This window comes from Chryseobacterium populi, assembly GCF_000282115.1.
Classification (GTDB): Bacteria; Bacteroidota; Bacteroidia; order Flavobacteriales; family Weeksellaceae; genus Chryseobacterium; species Chryseobacterium populi.
On the sequence record NZ_AKJY01000012.1, the window covers coordinates 72,988 to 89,915 of the forward strand.

Genomic DNA, 16,928 nt, shown 5'->3' on the forward strand with positions numbered 1-16,928 from the left:
TAAGGGCAATGAAACTTTAATTTTCCTGGGATTCGATGTCTTTCAGCTGCTTTAGGTTTTTATCCAATCTTTTCATGATAATTCCGTAAACCAATCTGTAATATATCCAAACCAGGAAAACACTCATGGCTGTACTTACTACAATACCAATAATGAAACCGATAAGTGAGGAGCCGGTAACCTCAATATTCTGAGTATTGAGGATATAAAATATAAAGACCGTAAAAATTGACGTAAAAGCAATTAATAAAGCGATGTTGATTAAGATAAAGGCATTCACCGTTTTTTTGAACTGAATGATTCTTATGATAAACTGTTTTAAATTTTCTTCAATTTTTATTTGTTTGTAATTCTGATAGAACTTATAAACAAAATAGGCGGTAACTGATAAGCTTAAAACTTTTAATGCCAGATAGATATTGTCGAAAGAATTTTCAAGTTCAGGAGTTCTTTTTGCTCCCATTCTTTCTAAAATATTAAGGAAACTATTAGATTCTTTACCCTGTATAATGTAAAATAATCCTAAAATAGTAAAGAACAAAAATTCTGCGACGCTGATCCAATAAATATATTTCACATAATTACGTGATTTCTTATTCAGCATCTGAAGGATCTCATTGTTGTCGTATTTTTGCTGAACAGGTTGTTCCTGCCAAGTTTTCTTAAAGTTGTCTAAATCAAATTCAGGCATATTTTTCCATCTGTTCTTTAAGGGTTTTCTTTAATCTGTTCATCTTCACACGTGCATTTACTTCGGTGATCCCGAGGTTTTCTGCGATATCCTTATAAGGCAAATCATCCAGGTACATCATGACAATAGCTCTTTCTACATTCGGTAAAGTTTTGATTACGGTGTACAAAAGAGAAATCTGCTGCTGTTTATCATCATCTTCCTCCAGAAAGTCCCTGTGATTGATATCCAGTTCGTTGGTAGGAAGGCTTTTGCTTTTTTTTCTGAAAAGGGTAATGGCTGTATTAAGGGCTACACGGTACATCCATGTAGAAATTTTTGAATTTCCTTTAAAAGAATCGTAGCTTCTCCAAAGCTGTAAAACGATTTCCTGAAAAAGATCTTCCTCATCTTCCAGAGAATTGGTATATAAACGCGAAACCTTGATAATCAATCCCTGATTATCTTTGATGAGTTGCGCAAATTCTTTTTCTTTAGAAGCCAAAATAGATTTATAATGGCACGAAGATAATAATAATACGTTAATTGATGAATAGTTATGAATTATAAATTATAAGTTATGAATTTTGATGGCTGATTTTCCTTTCTTTTTAAAGATTTACCAGGCTGGGAACTCATAATTTATAACTCATAACTAATTTGTATCTTTGCACCCACGAGAAAGTCGGCTTGTTGATCTCTGTTTTGGCAGAGGTAGGAAAGTCCGGACACCACAGAGCAGCAAAGCGGATAACATCCGTCACCCGTGAGGGTAGGACAAGTGCAACAGAAAGCAGGTACAGTTCGGCTGTAGTGAAACCAGGTAAACTCTTTGCGGTGCAATGGTAAGTATATCGGTTCTTTTCAGCAATGAAAATAGGAGTTGCTCGCTCTGAAAACCGAGGGGTAATCAGCTAAAGTTTTGCAGTAATGTAAAGCGCAGATAAATAACAGGCACTTCTTTCAGGAGTACAGAATCCGGCTTATAGATTTTCTCGTGATTTTTTTATTTTGGCGAGTGCCAAAATAATCTGAGTGTCTTATTCGTTTTCCAATGTTTTTTTAGCTTCCAGTAAACCTTGCCGATCTTTTTCAGAAAGCTGCGGATATTTCAGATTCATTTTTTCTAAGGTATCAATGATGATCTGTATAGCTGCTACTCTTGCAAACCATTTATCATCTGCCGGCAATACATACCAGGGTGCATGGTCTTTGGAAGTTTCGTTAATAGCATTTTCGTAAGCTTGCATGTATTGATCAAAGAGGGCTCTTTCAGGAAGGTCTCCGATAGAAAATTTCCAGTTTTTATCCTGTTCATTAATCCGGTCCAGAAGTCTTTGTTTTTGTTCTTTCTTAGAAACATTCAAAAATATTTTTACAACGGTAGTTCCGTTTTGGGAAAGATTTTTTTCAAAATTACGGATGCTTTCATACCTGTTTTCCCAGAATGTGCTGTCGAAATCTTTTATGGACTTCCAGGTTTTTTCACTGAGGTTATACTCAGGATGTACTTTACAAACCAATACACTTTCATAGTGTGAACGGTTGAAGATACCGATCATGCCTTTTTGAGGCAGTGCCAGATAATGTCTCCATAAAAAATCGTGGGAATATTCTTTTGAGCTTGGTGTTTTAAAACTTGTCACATTACATCCCTGAGGATTTACCCCTCCGAATACATGCTCAATTAAGCTGTCTTTTCCCGCGGCATCCATTGCCTGAAGAACAACGAGAAGAGATTGGCTTCCGTCTGCATATAATTTTTCCTGAAGCTCACGAAGTTTTTCTTTCTCTGCAATTAATAACTGGGCTCCTTCTTCTTTGGTGAGCTTACCATTGTATTCTGTTGAAGTTTTTTTTATTGAAAATTTTCCTTTTACCAGGAAATCATCTGAGAAATTGGTGTCCATAGATTGATTATAATTTAATTAATGATGACTCATTTTATTTCTAAATTAATGTTTAGCTGTAAGTGTAAATATCTAAAGCCTGATATCTTACTTCAACATAAATATAATAAAAAACCGCCTCAACGAGACGGTTTCTTTATTTTTTTGAGTAAAGATTACTTCACAGCGGCAACTTTTTTAGCTTGTTTTGCAGCTTTCTTAGCAGCTTTTATTTCCGATTTAGTTTCTACTTTTGGAGCAGCAGCTACCTCAGGAGCATTAGCGTCTACGTTACCTTTAATATAGATTACGCTTCTGCTGTTGGCAGGGTCGTTAGAGAATACTTCAATCATTTTGTTGAATCCTCCGTTAAGAGCTGTGTTGTATCCAACTTTGATTTTAGCAGATTTCCCGGGCATGATTGGGTCTGTGCTGAATTCAGGAGTTGTACATCCACAAGATGGTTTTACGTTTGAAATTACCAAAGGCTTATCACCAGTGTTAGTTACTGTGAAAAATCTGGTACCGTCAGAGCTGGGCTTAATAGTACCATAATCGAAAGTCGTTTTATCAAAAGTGATAGTTTGTGCAGATGCCAAAGCAAATGTCCCGAATAATGCAATTCCTGCAATTAATTTTTTCATATTCTTGAATGTTAATATGTTTGTTAGATAAATTTTGAAAAACAAAGTTAAAAATTATTTTAATTCATACTTAAAATTTTTTTTCTTTAGACTATTTTTGCAAATTGTAAGCCAAAGAAATAGAATTTATGCAGATTTCAGAAAAATATAATCCACAGGAAACAGAACAAAAATGGTACAGCTATTGGTTGGAAAACAAGTATTTCCATTCAGAGCCTAATGACAAACCACCCTATACTGTGGTAATTCCACCGCCAAATGTAACAGGGATTTTACACATGGGACATATGCTGAACAATACCATTCAGGATGTTCTGGTCCGCCGTGCAAGAATGCAGGGCTTTAATGCCTGCTGGATTCCTGGAACAGACCACGCTTCAATCGCTACCGAAGCGAAAGTGGTTGCCAAGCTGAAATCTGAAGGAATCAGTAAATCAGATATTACCCGTGAGGAATTTTTGAAGCATGCATGGGAATGGACCAATAAGTATGGCGGAACGATCCTTGAGCAGCTGAAAAAACTGGGATGCTCCTGCGATTGGGACAGAACCCGTTTTACGATGGAAGAAAAACTTTCCCAGCAGGTGATAAGAAGCTTTGTTGATCTTTATAACAAAGGTTTGATTTACAGAGGCTACAGAATGGTCAACTGGGATCCGGAAGCAAAGACCAATATTTCTGATGAGGAAGTAATATTTAAAGAACAGAATGGAAAATTATATTTCCTTAAATATAAAATTGAAGGCTCGGAAGAATTCCTTTCTGTAGCAACCACACGTCCCGAAACTATTTTTGGAGATACTGCTGTTTGTATCAACCCACATGATGAGAGATACACTGGTCTGAAAGGTAAAAATGTAATTGTACCTATTGTAGACAGAGTGATTCCTATCATAGAAGATGAATATGTGGATATTGAATTCGGAACGGGTGCGTTGAAAATTACGCCGGCTCATGACATTAATGATTATGAAATAGGGCAGAAGCACCATTTGAAAATGATTGACGCTTTGGATGATGACGGAAACCTCAACGAGCACGGATTGCATTATGCCGGGAAAAACAGATTTGAGGTAAGAAAACAGATCGCAAAAGAGTTGGAGGAAAAAAATCTTTTGTTAAAAGCAGAAGATTATGTGAATAAAGTGGGAACTTCCGAAAGAACAGGGGCTATAATTGAACCTAAAGTTTCGGTTCAGTGGTTCCTTAAAATGTCTGAAATTGCTAAACCTGCTTTGGATGTAGTAATGGATGATGAGGTAAAATTCTATCCCGAAAAGTTTAAGAATACTTATAAATACTGGATGGAAAATATCCGTGACTGGAATATTTCCCGTCAGCTGTGGTGGGGACAGCAGATCCCGGCATTCTATTATGGTGATGGGGAAAATGATTTTGTAGTTGCAGGAACGAAAGAAGAAGCCTTAATTTTAGCCAGACAGAAAGTTAATGATGATCAACTGACCACTGACCACTTAAGACAAGATGAAGATGCTCTTGATACCTGGTTCTCATCATGGCTATGGCCAATGTCTGTATTCGACGGGCTGCTTGATCCTGAAAATAAGGATATTCAGTATTATTATCCTACTTCAGATCTTGTTACCGGTCCGGATATTATCTTTTTCTGGGTGGCCAGAATGATTATGGCCGGGTTGGAATACAGAAGAGAAGTTCCGTTCAAAAACGTTTATTTTACGGGAATTGTAAGAGATAAGCAGAGAAGGAAGATGTCAAAATCTTTAGGGAATTCTCCGGATCCGTTGGAACTTATGGATAAATATGGAGCAGATGGAGTTCGTGTTGGAATTTTATTGAGTTCTGCAGCAGGAAATGATTTGCTGTTTGATGAAGACTTAATGCTTCAGGGAAGAAATTTCATGTCAAAGATTTGGAGTGCTTTCCGATTGATCAATATGTGGAATCATGAAGATAAACCTGCAAACTCAACCGAAATACAGGCAATTGAATGGTTCGAAAACAAATTAAATAAAACTATCGCTGAAATTAACGATCAGTTTGAAAAATTCAGAATTTCTGATGCTTTACATTTGATCTATAAATTAATTTGGGATGATTTCTGTTCCTGGTATTTGGAAGCGATCAAACCTAATTATGGAGAAGGAATTTCTAAAGAAGTTTACAATAAAACAGTTGCTCTTTTTGAAGAATTAATGAAATTACTACATCCGTTCATGCCTTTCTTAACGGAAGAATTATGGCAAACAATTTCAGAAAGAAATATTGAAGATGCATTAATTATTGCGCAGCAGAAAAAAGCAGGAGAATTTAATGAAGATATCATTAAAAACTTTGAAACTGCATCTGAAATTATTTCAGGGGTTAGAAATTACCGCCAGACAAAAGGAATTTCACCAAAAGAAGCAATTGAAGTTTTTACAAATGTTTCAGAATTTCCGAATGAATCTATAATTAAAAAATTAGCTAATGTTTCGGATGTTCATTTTGGAGAAAAAACAGATAAACCCAGTTTTACTTTCCTTGTCGGATCCACCGAAATTTCGATTCCGTTAAGTGAAAACCTGGATTTAGGGGAAGAAAAAGAAAAAACGGAAGAAGAACTGAAATATTTGAAAGGATTCTTAATCTCTGTTGAAAAGAAACTTTCCAATGAAAAGTTTGTCGCCAATGCAAAGCCTGAAGTAGTAGAGGTTGAGCGCAAAAAACAAAAAGATGCGCAGGATAAAATTGCCATTTTAGAAGACAAGCTGAAGAGTTTGTAAATCTGAGATAAATAAATTTGTCGGAATGTCAGGCTGAGCATACGCTCAGCCTGACACAAATAAATGAATAGAATAGCGAAATGACACATCTAGAAAATATAAAAAAAATATTCTCAAAAGACTTTGTTGAAAGCCCTTTACTGGAGAGTTTTGAAGTTGGGAAAATTTATCTTTCCAGCGGAAAACTGGTTGCTTGTGATCCTTTGATCACGAATGATATGCAACCTTTTTCCACCACATTTCCGAAAGGGGATTTTTCTGTTTTACTGCATAAAGAAAGAGAAAGTAATTGTGTAGCTTATGCAGAAATCATTTTTGGAGATGCTGAAGTATCGGAATGGGAACTGGCTACTACACCGGGACAGAAAATAAGAGACCTGGCAGAAGGGGAAGTTTTCGGTTACCCTGTAGAAAGTGGAATGGGGTGTTTTATGGATGTTGATACACAGGAACGGCTTAATGAGCTGGAAAAAAAATTATACCATAGTAAAGGAGTGGATTTCCGGGGAATTTATGAAGAATTTTTTCATGAATATTTCTTTGATGAAAATGGTGCTATAGATCAGTATGCGTTTTTAAAGCCTGCAGAACAGCATCCGGGAATCATCTTTGCTTTTGAAACAGGATATGGAGAAGGTTTTTATGCAAGCTATATAGGATACGGCAAGAATAACAATCCTATAAAAATAGTGACTGAGTTTATTGAAATAAGTTAATTATTTTTTATATTGTCCTTCCTCTTTTGTTACTTTTGTATAATTAATATAAAGCACAATGAATTTCTCCTCAGAACAACCCAAAATTATTGTTGTAGGTAGCTCTTCAATCGATTTGGTCCTGGAAACAGAAAAGCTTCCTGTATCGAATGAAACCGTTATGGCTGTGAATTCAGACAGTTATTTTGGTGGAAAAGGAGCCAATCAGGCTGTTGGAACAGCCAGATTGGGAGCGAGTGTATATTTCATAGGCTGTGTAGGAATGGATCCGCTGGGGCAGCAGATCATGAGAAACCTGGTAAGTGAAAACGTTAATGTAGGATTTGTTGTTGAAACTGATCTGGAATCTACAGGAACGGCTTATGTGACCACTTCAGACGGAAATGCTGCAATTGTAGTCATTCCGGCGGCTAATAAGCTTTTAGGTATCCAACATGTTGAAGATGCAGACCGGTATTTTCATACTTCAGATCTTGTTCTCGTACAGCTTGAAGTATCAATGGCGGTGGTAGACTATACAGTCAGAAAAGCTAAGAAATATGGAAAGAAAGTAGGTCTTTATGCTTCGCCGGCAGCAAGGGTAAGCGAAGAAATTTTAGAAAATGTAGATTTTGTAATCGTTAAAAGCAGTGAATTATACATTGTTTTTGGTGAAGAGCAGCGGGAAGAAGTTCTGAGAAAATACTTCAACAAAGTTTTCGTAAGGGACGATACCAATTCCACTATTTATTTTAATGGAACTGAAATGAAATATTTCAGGAATGACAGGGATAACAAAACCGTTCATAAAATGGGAATGGGAGATGCGTTCACTTCGGGATTTGCAATTGCCCTATGTCACAAAAACTCTATCGAAGATTGTGTGAAGTTTGGGAATGAGGTTTCCCTGAGGGTTTCCATGAAACAGGGTTCGCAAACCGGATTGCCGAGAATTGAAGATTTCTTTTCCTAAAGCTATTTACTACATATCGAAAGTTGAAGAGTCAGTATTCTAGTCATAGATAAAATTTCCACTTTTATAGTGGATTTTTTCTTTTACAATATGGAAAAACTTTTTCTTACTACAAAAGATCATGTTTCTGTTACGGCACATCTTTTCTTGCCCGAAAACAATAATCACAAGCTTTTGCTGATTAATTCCGCGACAGGAGTGAAACAGCAGGTCTATTTTTCTTTTGCCAGGTATTTTTCCGAAAAAGGATTTACAGTGATTACTTATGATTACCGGGGAATCGGGTTCTCAAAGCCGGAAAATATGAAAGGTTTTAATGCTTCCATGAGAATCTGGGGCTCTGAAGATTATAAGGCTCTTACAGGCTATATAAGAACCCGTTTTGCAGATTATGAAAAGTTTTGCCTGGGGCATTCTGTAGGTGCTTTGATTCTTGGAATGAATGAAGACTCTGAGATCTTTAAAGAATTTATTTTTGTAGGAACCCAGAATGCCTTTGTGGGAAACCTGAGATTTAAAACCAGAATAGAAGCTTATCTTGGCTTTGGAATTGCCCAGCCTCTCACCACACAGCTGTTGGGTTATTTTCCGGCCCATTGGTTCGGATTGGGAGAAAGTCTTCCGAAAAATTGCGCTTATGACTGGAGAACCTTAATTTTGAATAGAAAATCTACCAACGGTTTGCTGGAAAAAATTAATGATTATTCTAAAAGATTAAAACAGAAGGTTTTTGTGATCCGTGCGGAAGATGATACCTGGCTGACGGAAAAGGGAGTTAAAAGTCTTCTGAATAATACTTACCCTAATCTTAAACCTACGTACAGGCTTATAAAGACTTCCGAATCCGAAAAAGGGGAAATAGGGCATGTTAATTTCTTTAGAAGCTATAATCAAAAGCTTTGGAACATTATTTTAAATGAATTGATATAAATGAAAACTACGATTGAAAAAACAATAGAATTTGTAAAGGAAAAACTGAAAGGAGCAGAAGCGGGGCACGACTGGTTTCATATTGAAAGAGTTTGGAAGCTTTCCAAAAAAATAGCCCGGGAAGAAAATTGTGACCAGGAAGTTGTGGAACTTTCAGCTTTGCTTCATGATATTGCCGATCCTAAATTTTATGACGGAGATGAAACAATAGCATTAAAAGTTTCCCGTGAGTTTTTAGAAAGTCAGCGTGTTCCTGAAGAAATGATTGAAAAAGTGCTGTTTATCGTTAAGAATATTTCATTTAAAAACAGAGGCGAGGCACCGAAAGATCTCCCGATAGAGCTTAAAATTGTGCAGGATGCCGACAGGCTTGATGCCATCGGGGCAATTGGTATTGCAAGGACATTTAATTTTGGAGGGTTTAAAAATAACCTGATGTATCATCCTGATATTGAGCCTAAAATGAATATGTCTAAGGAAGAATATAAAAAATCTGACGGAACCACGATCAACCATTTCTACGAAAAGCTTCTGCTTTTAAAAGAACTGATGAATACGGAAAAAGGTAAAGAAATGGCTCAGGAAAGACATCATTTCATGCTGGCATTCCTGGATGAGTTTTATAAAGAATGGAATGTTGACTAATATTCTGCTCAAGACTTCTTAAATAAGTATATTTGCAATATGGGATTAATCGTCTTTGTTATCTTTTTATGTCTGCTTCTCTCTCTCTTTTTATCAAAGGTAAAATCAGGAAGAGCAGCTAAATGGGTAAAATTATTCCGTATTGCAAGTCTTATATTTTCAATATCTATTTTCACATACTGGTTTATCAAGAAGAGTGCGGTCGGTATTGTCAGCAATTCTGTCGGACTACAGGTGGTCAATAAGCTTCCGCAAAGCCTGGATTTTTATGTAGTCAACGTTAATAATCCGGATAAAAGCGGTGTTCTGGAAGCAAAGCACATCGGAAAAATCCGTCCGGAATATTACAGGATAGAGTACCTTAAGATGGAAAAATCTGATGAGTATTGGATCGTAGGATATCTTGGGAAGAAAAACCTGGTGTATTTTTCCCAACATTCGGTTCCCAATAAGAACATTGATCAGATTGTTGAAGTCCGAAATTACATCAATCAGAGTGTAAGGCTTTCCGACCTGGCAAAAAAGCAGGTAGAAGCCTACAACTATGAAAATGTAAAGCTTGGGATCTGGGTTACACTGGATCTTCTTCTTCTCTTCCTTAATCTCGTTCTCCTGCTCAGGGTGAGAAAGTAAAATCTTATTGTTGACCTTAATGATCAAAAGCTTCTGCGAATTAAGGATAATCCAGGATCTGCATAATTCTTTCTTTGAATTCTTCAGGGCAGTTTTTTACCAGTTTGTCTTTATTCTGTTTGCTTATTTGCTGAGGTTTCAGCCATTCGATCACATTGGTGGTAAGGCTGTTATGGTCACTCAGCCTTTTTATGGTATTATTTTCAAAAAAAGTATATTGATCGGCAAGCCAGTTTCCGGTAATACTGATCGTACAAATTTCCTTTTCCATAATCATTATTTTAGAGGGTTTCAATATCGATTATCATACTCTCTAATATATTGATTTTTTCGTTGTGAAAGGGCATTTCAATAATAAAAAATATTTTACACATAATGGTGATTTATATGTAAAAATAAAATATATTTTAACAAATAATTGTAAAATAATTAATGAAATTAATAAAATAATTAAAGTTGTTAAAATAAAGTTCCGGTACTTTCAGTCGCCATTGTTGGGATTGGTAAGTCGGTTTTCCAACTCTCATTCATTTTTTTGATGAAATAAGCAGATAAGAGCGGGGATGCTTTTTCAATATTCTGGTGTACAAAAAAGTAAAGATTCTGAAGGCCTTCTTTTTTCCATTTTGTTAAATGTTCCAGCCAATCATCTAATCTTTCATAATCACTTTCTGCATTAGCACCAACATACCGGATGAATGCAGTAGGAGTTGTAAGCCTCATATGAAGCATATCTCTTCTTCCGGCAGTATCCACAATAATATTAGTGATCTGATGGGCTTCAAACAGGTCGCAGGTGGTATTGAAGACCTCTTCATCAGTAAACCAGTCCGTATTTCTAAGCTCAATAGCCAAAGGAACCTCTTTCGGCCATTCTTTAACGAATTTTTCCAGCCTGTCATAATCTTTTGGCTTGAAATTATCATGAAGCTGCAGGAATACCATTCCCAGTTTTTCATCAAAATTCATTACGGAAGTTGCAAACTGAGTTACGGGTTCAGTGACATCAATAAGCCTTCTGAAATGAGAAACGGTATTGGTGATTTTAGGGAAGAATTTAAAATGTTCCGGAGTTTTCTCTTTCCATGTTATTACCTGTTCGGCGGTAGGCATTCCGTAGAATGTAGCATTAAGCTCAATAGAATTGAATTGTGTGGCATAATAGGTCAATTCATCCTTTGTTCCTTTAGGGTAAAATCCTTTAAGATCGGTTTTATTCCATTTTGCACAGCCGATAGAAATATTTTCCAGTCCTTGTTTATTCCGGCTTAAAATTTCTTTCGTTCTGGAATGGTCTTTTGGTAACGTAAAATCTATCTTTGAAGGATCTTCTACTTGTCCGAATTTCATATATGAGGTTTTTGGAAATTATACTGTATAACAAATATAAAACAAAGAATCCGTCTCACCATAAAATGTGACGGATTCTTGATTAATATGCTGTGTTTATTATTTGTAGTTTATGCTTCGCAGGCAGAGCATGTTACAAAGTTAACCATCATTTCTTTGGACACGGAAGAACTTCTTTGATAGTAAAGAGTTTTCACCCCTTTTTTCCATGCTTCTATGTAAAGATAATTGACATCTTTTACAGGCATTGTAGAGGGGATCTGAAGGTTCAACGACTGAGCCTGGTCGATATACTGTTGTCTCTGGGCAGCCTGAGAGATGATTTCCATCGGAGAGATCTCTTTGAATGTTTTGAATACTGCTTTTTCTTCGTCAGTCAATTCCGTTAAATGTTGTACTGAACCGTGGTTCAGCATGATTGTTCTCCATGTTTCTTCATTGTCAAGCCCTTTTTCTTCCAGCAATTTAGCAAGGTATTTGTTTTTACGCATAAAGTTTCCTTTAGCTAAACCTGCTTTGTAATAGTTGGATGCGAAAGGCTCAATTCCCGGAGAAGTCTGTCCTAAAATTGCAGAACTTGAAGTGGTAGGAGCAATGGCCATTGTTGTGGTATTTCTCACTCCGTATCCTTTCAATAATTCAGGTTCTCCATAGATATTGGCTAATTCTTTTGAAGCCTGGTCTGCCTGTTCTTTAATATGTCTGAAAGCTCTTGCATTGAATTGGGTAGCTTCAAAACTTTCAAACGGGATCATATTTTTCTGTAAATAAGAATGGTATCCTAAAACTCCTAATCCCAGGGCTCTGTGACGCATTGCAAAGTTTCTTGCCCCTTGTAAGTAATAGTTTCCTTCAGTTTTCTCAATAAATTCTGACAAAACAGCATCTAAGAAATAGATCGCTAATTTTACCGCATCCGTATCTTTCCATTCGTCATATAATTCCAGATTCATTGAAGACAGACAGCAGATGAAAGATTCTTCTCTGGTGGAAGGAAGCATGATTTCAGAACAAAGGTTACTTGCATTTACGGTTAATCCTAAATCTTTGTAAACCTGCGGCTTGTTTCTGTTGACGTTGTCTGTAAAGAAAATATAGGGAAGACCTTTTTGCTGACGGCTTTCCAACACTCTCGCCCAGATTTTACGTTTTTCCATATCACCATCGATCATATCCTGCATCCAGTAATCCGGAACACAGATTCCTGTAAACAGGTTCTGGATTGGGCTTCCGATGTCTTTGATAGATAAGAATTCTTCGATATCACCGTGGTCGATGTCCAGGTAAGCAGCAAAAGCTCCTCTTCTTACACCTCCCTGAGATACTACATCCATTGCAGTATCAAAAAGTTTCATGAAAGAAACGGCTCCTGAAGATTTTCCGTTATCGGTTACTGCAGTTCCTCTGTTACGAAGTTCCCCGAAATATCCTGAAGTTCCGCCTCCGATTTTAGTTTGCATAATGACCTCACCCATTTTGTGAGTGATTCCTTCAATGCTGTCCGGAATATGAACGTTAAAACAAGAAATAGGAAGACCTCTTTGTGTTCCCATATTGGCCCATACTGGGGATGAAAAGCTGATCCATCCTTTGGTGATCATTTCCTTGAAAGCAGGCTGTAGTTCAGGCTTATATAATTTTTTGGCAGCTGCAGTAGTGATCCTGTCGATAGCTCCTTCTACGGTTTCTCCTTTTAACAGATAGCCTCTGTTAAGCATTTGCTCAGACTCTTCATTGAGCCACCATATATTTGTAGTTTGTTCTTCCATAGTTGTTATATTTTCGAATTCCGGGCAATTGTATATCCAGGAATTTTGCTTTTTATATTGATTGTAAAATTTCTACTTTGTGGGAACCGTTCAGTCCGCTTTCATCTCTTAATCTCTGAAATTCTTTAAAAGACGGAACATTCAAAACCTCATGCTGAACCTCTTCATTGATATAATTGGAGTAATGAACAAAGGTAACACCGTCTTCCTTTATAAACACTTTATATTCAAATGTTTCCTGGTTTAAATTTTTGAAATCATTCAGGAAGTTCTGAATATTGGCTTTGTTTTCTGAAACAAAATCAGGGTTTATAGTGTAAGATACAATTACATTGATCATTATTTATGTTTGGTTTGTGCTGATTATGGTCATATTGGGGAACAAAGGATCTTTGTTACAGATACTTTGATCCGGTTATCATAACGTTGCGAATACTAACTGCCCTGACGCTCGCTTCGCTCGCGCCATTTCTCTATTTAAAACAAATCGTTCGCAGTAATGCTCTTATCGTGTTTTGTATAATCTACAGGTCTTTTGGCGAAGAAATCATCCATAGAATTAGCAAAAACTTCTTCCTCAAACCATTTCATCGGACGGTATTGTTCCGGAGAAACATTGTAACGGGTATTCATGTTGATTTTCTTTAAGCTGTCATCAACACGGTATTTCATGAAGTTTAGAAGGTCTTCTTTTGAGAAAACACTTAATTCTCCCAATTCGAAGATCCAGTTAAGGATTTCACCTTCCAGTTCTACCGATTGGTCTACCAGGGTATAGATGTCTTCGATATCGGAATCTGTTAATAATTCAGGTTGTTCCTCACGGATTTTGTTGATTAAATAAATTCCGGCATTTGCGTGGATTTGTTCATCTACTGAAGTCCATGCAATGATATTGGAAACATTTTTCATGTATCCTTTAAATCTTGTGAAAGAAAGGATAATGGCAAACTGAGAGAAAAGGGATACGTTTTCGATCAGAATGCTGAATAACAATAGAGAAGAAACGTATTCTTTCGGGGTAGCAGAGTTGGCGTGTTTAAGAACGTTTGACAGGAAGTCAATTCTCTTTTTCACAGCAGGAATTTCTATTACATGGGTAAATTCTTCATTATATCCCAATACTTCCAATAGACGGGAATAGGCTTCGGAATGACGGAATTCACATTCTGCAAAAGTAGCTCCCAACCCATTAAATTCAGGCTTTGGAAGGTGATTGTATAGGTTTCCCCAGAATGTCTTTACAGACACCTCGATCTGTGCAATAGCCAGAAGTGCATTTTTCACAGCATGTTTTTCGTGTGGCTCCAACTGCGAATGAAAATCCTGAACATCTGCAGTAAAATCCACTTCAGAATGCACCCAGAATGATTTATTGATTGCCTCTACAAATTGAAGAACCTCAGGGTATTCAAATGGTTTATAACTTACTCTTTTATCAAAAATTCCCATATTAAAATGTCTTTAAAATTAAAATAATTAGATCACTGTGGATAAAATGCAAGAAATATTTAACGTTCTGATTGTTTGGAACTTATATTTAAAAGTTATTCACTTACATGAAGTATGTATTTCTTGTTACGTGCGAAGCACAAAGTTCGAAAAAAAGAACTGATTTTAAAAGGGGTAAATACTAATTGGCTGAGTTTTAACCGTAAAAGTTTTCCACATTTACATGAAAGGTGCACGGATATGGACTTACATACAATTATCCGTGAAAAATGAATGAAATTGTGAAGTTACAATTAAACACATTATTGTAAACGTCTATAAATAAGTATAAAATTAATTAAACACTAATTTATTTGAATAAATTTTAATTCTTGTAACAAATCAAAAGTAACTTCTACTTATTAGATATAAAAACAAACATCACTTAATGTTAGTAATTCAGGATTTACATAAATCATACGATACGGGTAAAAGTAAATTACACGTTCTCAAGGGGATCAATCTTAATATTTCCGAGGGCGAGTTTGTTTCTATTATGGGAAGCTCCGGTTCCGGGAAATCTACACTCCTTAATATTATAGGTATTCTTGATGAAAAAGATTCAGGAACTTATGAATTAGATGGGGTACCCATTGAGCATTTGTCCGAAGTGAAAGCAGCAGAATACAGAAGCAAATTTCTGGGATTCATTTTCCAGTCTTTCAACCTGATCGGTTATAAAACGGCTTTGGATAATGTCGCCCTTCCTTTATATTATCAGAATATACCAAGGAAAGAACGTAATCAGAAAGCAATGGAATATCTGGAAAAAGTGGGACTGGCACAGTGGGCCAATCATCTTCCCAACGAACTTTCCGGAGGGCAGAAACAAAGGGTTGCGATTGCAAGAGCTTTAATCACCAATCCTAAAGTGGTTTTGGCAGATGAGCCTACAGGAGCATTGGATTCTAAAACGACCCATGATATTATGAAGCTTCTTCAGGACATTAATAACGAAGGGAAAACCATCATTGTTGTAACCCACGAGCCGGACGTTGCAGCACAGACGAAAAGAAACGTTATTTTAAAGGACGGAATCATAGAAAGTGATGAGTTTATAAAGCAGATTGTATTATAACAATTTGAAAATTTGGAAATGAGATAATTTGAAAATTGGAGTTAAACTTTAATTTTTCAATCTTTTAATACTATAAAAAATGTTTGACCTAGATCGTTGGCAGGAAATATTCAGTTCTATCCGCAGTAATGTATTGCGGACGGTACTTTCGGGGTTTACGGTGGCTTTGGGACTGTTTATTTTTATTGTTCTTTTCGGGATTGGAAAAGGGCTTCAAAATGCTTTTACAGAGGGATTTGCTAGAGATGCACAGAATCTTATCACGATCTATACCGGTAAAACCACAATGGCTTATAAAGGACTTCAGTCTGACAGAACAGTCACGATGGATAATGAGGATTATGATTTTCTGATCAATACTGATAAAGAAAAAGTGGGTGATGCCAGCCCAAGATACAGCACCAGCTTAATGGTGAAATACGGGAAAGAAAGTGGTACTTACCAGATCAACGGGGCAAAACCGGGAGAGCAGGTTATTGAGAACAGGAAAATGCTGGACGGACGTTATCTTTCACCTATGGACCTTGCAAAAAAGCAGAATGTGGCTGTGATCGGAAGAATGGTGCAGCGTGACCTGATCAAGAACGGGAGCCCGGTAGGAAAAGACCTGAATATCAACGGAACCATGTTCAAAATAGTAGGTGTGTTTTCTGATGACGGTGGAGACAGGGATGAAAGACATATTACAGTTCCTATTACAACCCTTCAGCAGATGAAAAAGGGATCAGACACGGTAAATACCGTATATATTGCCTATAATGAAAAACTGACCCCTCAGGAAGCCATAAAATATGGTGATGAGCTTAAAGATAAATTGAAAGCAAGAAAAAATGTTGCCCCTGATGATGAAAACGGAGTGGGAGTCTGGAATAATGCCCAGAATATGGAAGGAACATTTCAGTTCATGTTTGTGCTTACAATCATTGTAGGATTTATTGGAATGGGAACACTGCTTGCGGGAATTATAGGCATCAGCAATATCATGGTGTATATCGTAAAGGAAAGAACCAAAGAGATCGGGGTGCGTAAAGCTATCGGAGCCAAACCGAGGAGTATTGTGGCACTGATTGTACAGGAAAGTGTCGTGATAACGGTAGTTTCAGGTATTGTTGGGGTTGCAGTGGGAGTACTTGCTCTTAGTTTAATAGGAGACAGTCTTGAAGAATTTTTCATCAAAAACCCTGGTGTAGGATGGGGAACCATCTTTATGGCATTTATAGCTTTGGTGTTTGCCGGGCTTATTGCCGGGTTCGTTCCTGCATACAGGGCTTCCAGGATCAAACCGATAGAAGCATTGAGAACGGAGTAAGCAAAAAAGGTAAAAGGCAAAAAGCGAATTTGCTGATAAAGAAAGAATGTTTAATCAATTTTGCTGTTTCGCAGTTTTGCCTATTAACATATAACAAATAACTCAAAG

17 protein-coding genes and 1 other RNA gene are annotated in these 16,928 nt (G+C 36.7%); 9 read left to right on the forward strand and 9 right to left on the reverse strand.

What is annotated here, in order from left to right; genetic code table 11:
* Window positions 1–16: 16 nt before the first annotated feature.
* Complete coding sequence (locus PMI13_RS03590) at window positions 17–691, reverse strand: hypothetical protein (protein WP_007840802.1); 675 nt, start codon at window positions 689–691, stop codon at window positions 17–19.
* The gene (locus tag PMI13_RS03595) at window positions 684–1,175 is read right to left on the reverse strand and encodes an RNA polymerase sigma factor (protein ID WP_007840804.1); all 492 of its coding nucleotides are present in this window, start codon (window positions 1,173–1,175) and stop codon (window positions 684–686) included. The genes PMI13_RS03590 and PMI13_RS03595 overlap by 8 nt, the downstream gene beginning before the upstream one ends.
* Before the next feature lie 172 nt (window positions 1,176–1,347).
* Between PMI13_RS03595 and rnpB the strand changes: the two genes are divergently transcribed.
* An RNA gene (gene rnpB / locus PMI13_RS20555) (RNase P RNA component class A) lies at window positions 1,348–1,672 on the forward strand.
* A 38-nt stretch (window positions 1,673–1,710) separates the two neighbouring features.
* Here rnpB and PMI13_RS03600 read toward each other — a convergent pair.
* Window positions 1,711–2,580, reverse strand: coding sequence for a polyphosphate kinase 2 family protein (locus tag PMI13_RS03600; RefSeq protein ID WP_007840805.1), 870 nt, complete (start codon window positions 2,578–2,580; stop codon window positions 1,711–1,713).
* A gap of 155 nt (window positions 2,581–2,735) precedes the next feature.
* Complete coding sequence (locus PMI13_RS03605) at window positions 2,736–3,203, reverse strand: DUF1573 domain-containing protein (RefSeq protein WP_007840806.1); 468 nt, start codon at window positions 3,201–3,203, stop codon at window positions 2,736–2,738.
* A gap of 128 nt (window positions 3,204–3,331) precedes the next feature.
* On the opposite strand from PMI13_RS03605, the gene PMI13_RS03610 reads away from it, so the two are divergent.
* The 6 genes from PMI13_RS03610 to PMI13_RS03635 all read left to right on the forward strand — a co-directional run bounded on the left by PMI13_RS03610 (window position 3,332) and on the right by PMI13_RS03635 (window position 9,823).
* Window positions 3,332–5,947, forward strand: coding sequence for a valine--tRNA ligase (locus PMI13_RS03610; protein WP_007840807.1), 2,616 nt, complete (start codon window positions 3,332–3,334; stop codon window positions 5,945–5,947).
* Window positions 5,948–6,027: 80 nt separating this feature from the next.
* Window positions 6,028–6,663 (forward strand): DUF4241 domain-containing protein, encoded by a 636-nt coding sequence (locus PMI13_RS03615; RefSeq protein ID WP_007840808.1) that lies wholly within the window; start codon window positions 6,028–6,030, stop codon window positions 6,661–6,663.
* Between the two features lie 58 nt (window positions 6,664–6,721).
* Window positions 6,722–7,615, forward strand: coding sequence for a PfkB family carbohydrate kinase (locus tag PMI13_RS03620; protein WP_007840810.1), 894 nt, complete (start codon window positions 6,722–6,724; stop codon window positions 7,613–7,615).
* Between the two features lie 90 nt (window positions 7,616–7,705).
* The gene (locus PMI13_RS03625) at window positions 7,706–8,545 is read left to right on the forward strand and encodes an alpha/beta hydrolase family protein (protein WP_007840812.1); all 840 of its coding nucleotides are present in this window, start codon (window positions 7,706–7,708) and stop codon (window positions 8,543–8,545) included.
* Complete coding sequence (locus PMI13_RS03630; protein WP_007840814.1) at window positions 8,546–9,190, forward strand: HD domain-containing protein; 645 nt, start codon at window positions 8,546–8,548, stop codon at window positions 9,188–9,190. It abuts the gene before it with no gap.
* Between the two features lie 39 nt (window positions 9,191–9,229).
* Entirely contained in the window at window positions 9,230–9,823 is a 594-nt protein-coding gene (locus PMI13_RS03635) for a hypothetical protein (RefSeq protein WP_007840816.1), read from the forward strand.
* 40 nt (window positions 9,824–9,863) lie between these two features.
* Here PMI13_RS03635 and PMI13_RS03640 read toward each other — a convergent pair whose 3' ends face one another.
* The 5 genes from PMI13_RS03640 to PMI13_RS03660 all read right to left on the reverse strand — a co-directional run bounded on the left by PMI13_RS03640 (window position 9,864) and on the right by PMI13_RS03660 (window position 14,394).
* On the reverse strand, window positions 9,864–10,094 hold the full coding sequence (locus PMI13_RS03640; protein ID WP_007840817.1) for a hypothetical protein: 231 nt from the start codon (window positions 10,092–10,094) through the stop codon (window positions 9,864–9,866).
* 188 nt (window positions 10,095–10,282) lie between these two features.
* Entirely contained in the window at window positions 10,283–11,173 is an 891-nt protein-coding gene (locus PMI13_RS03645; protein WP_007840818.1) for a DUF72 domain-containing protein, read from the reverse strand.
* Between the two features lie 110 nt (window positions 11,174–11,283).
* The gene (locus PMI13_RS03650) at window positions 11,284–12,951 is read right to left on the reverse strand and encodes a ribonucleoside-diphosphate reductase subunit alpha (RefSeq protein WP_262483284.1); all 1,668 of its coding nucleotides are present in this window, start codon (window positions 12,949–12,951) and stop codon (window positions 11,284–11,286) included.
* Between the two features lie 43 nt (window positions 12,952–12,994).
* Window positions 12,995–13,282 (reverse strand): hypothetical protein, encoded by a 288-nt coding sequence (locus tag PMI13_RS03655; protein ID WP_007840821.1) that lies wholly within the window; start codon window positions 13,280–13,282, stop codon window positions 12,995–12,997.
* Between the two features lie 137 nt (window positions 13,283–13,419).
* A complete protein-coding gene (locus PMI13_RS03660) occupies window positions 13,420–14,394 on the reverse strand; it encodes a ribonucleotide-diphosphate reductase subunit beta (RefSeq protein ID WP_007840824.1) in 975 nt (324 codons plus the stop codon).
* 427 nt (window positions 14,395–14,821) lie between these two features.
* On the opposite strand from PMI13_RS03660, the gene PMI13_RS03665 reads away from it, so the two are divergent.
* Both PMI13_RS03665 and PMI13_RS03670 read left to right on the forward strand, forming a co-directional pair.
* The gene (locus tag PMI13_RS03665) at window positions 14,822–15,511 is read left to right on the forward strand and encodes an ABC transporter ATP-binding protein (protein ID WP_007840826.1); all 690 of its coding nucleotides are present in this window, start codon (window positions 14,822–14,824) and stop codon (window positions 15,509–15,511) included.
* Window positions 15,512–15,590: 79 nt separating this feature from the next.
* Window positions 15,591–16,820: an ABC transporter permease gene (locus PMI13_RS03670; protein WP_007840830.1), complete on the forward strand. Its 1,230-nt coding sequence runs from the start codon at window positions 15,591–15,593 to the stop codon at window positions 16,818–16,820.
* The last annotated feature ends 108 nt before the right edge of the window (window positions 16,821–16,928 follow it).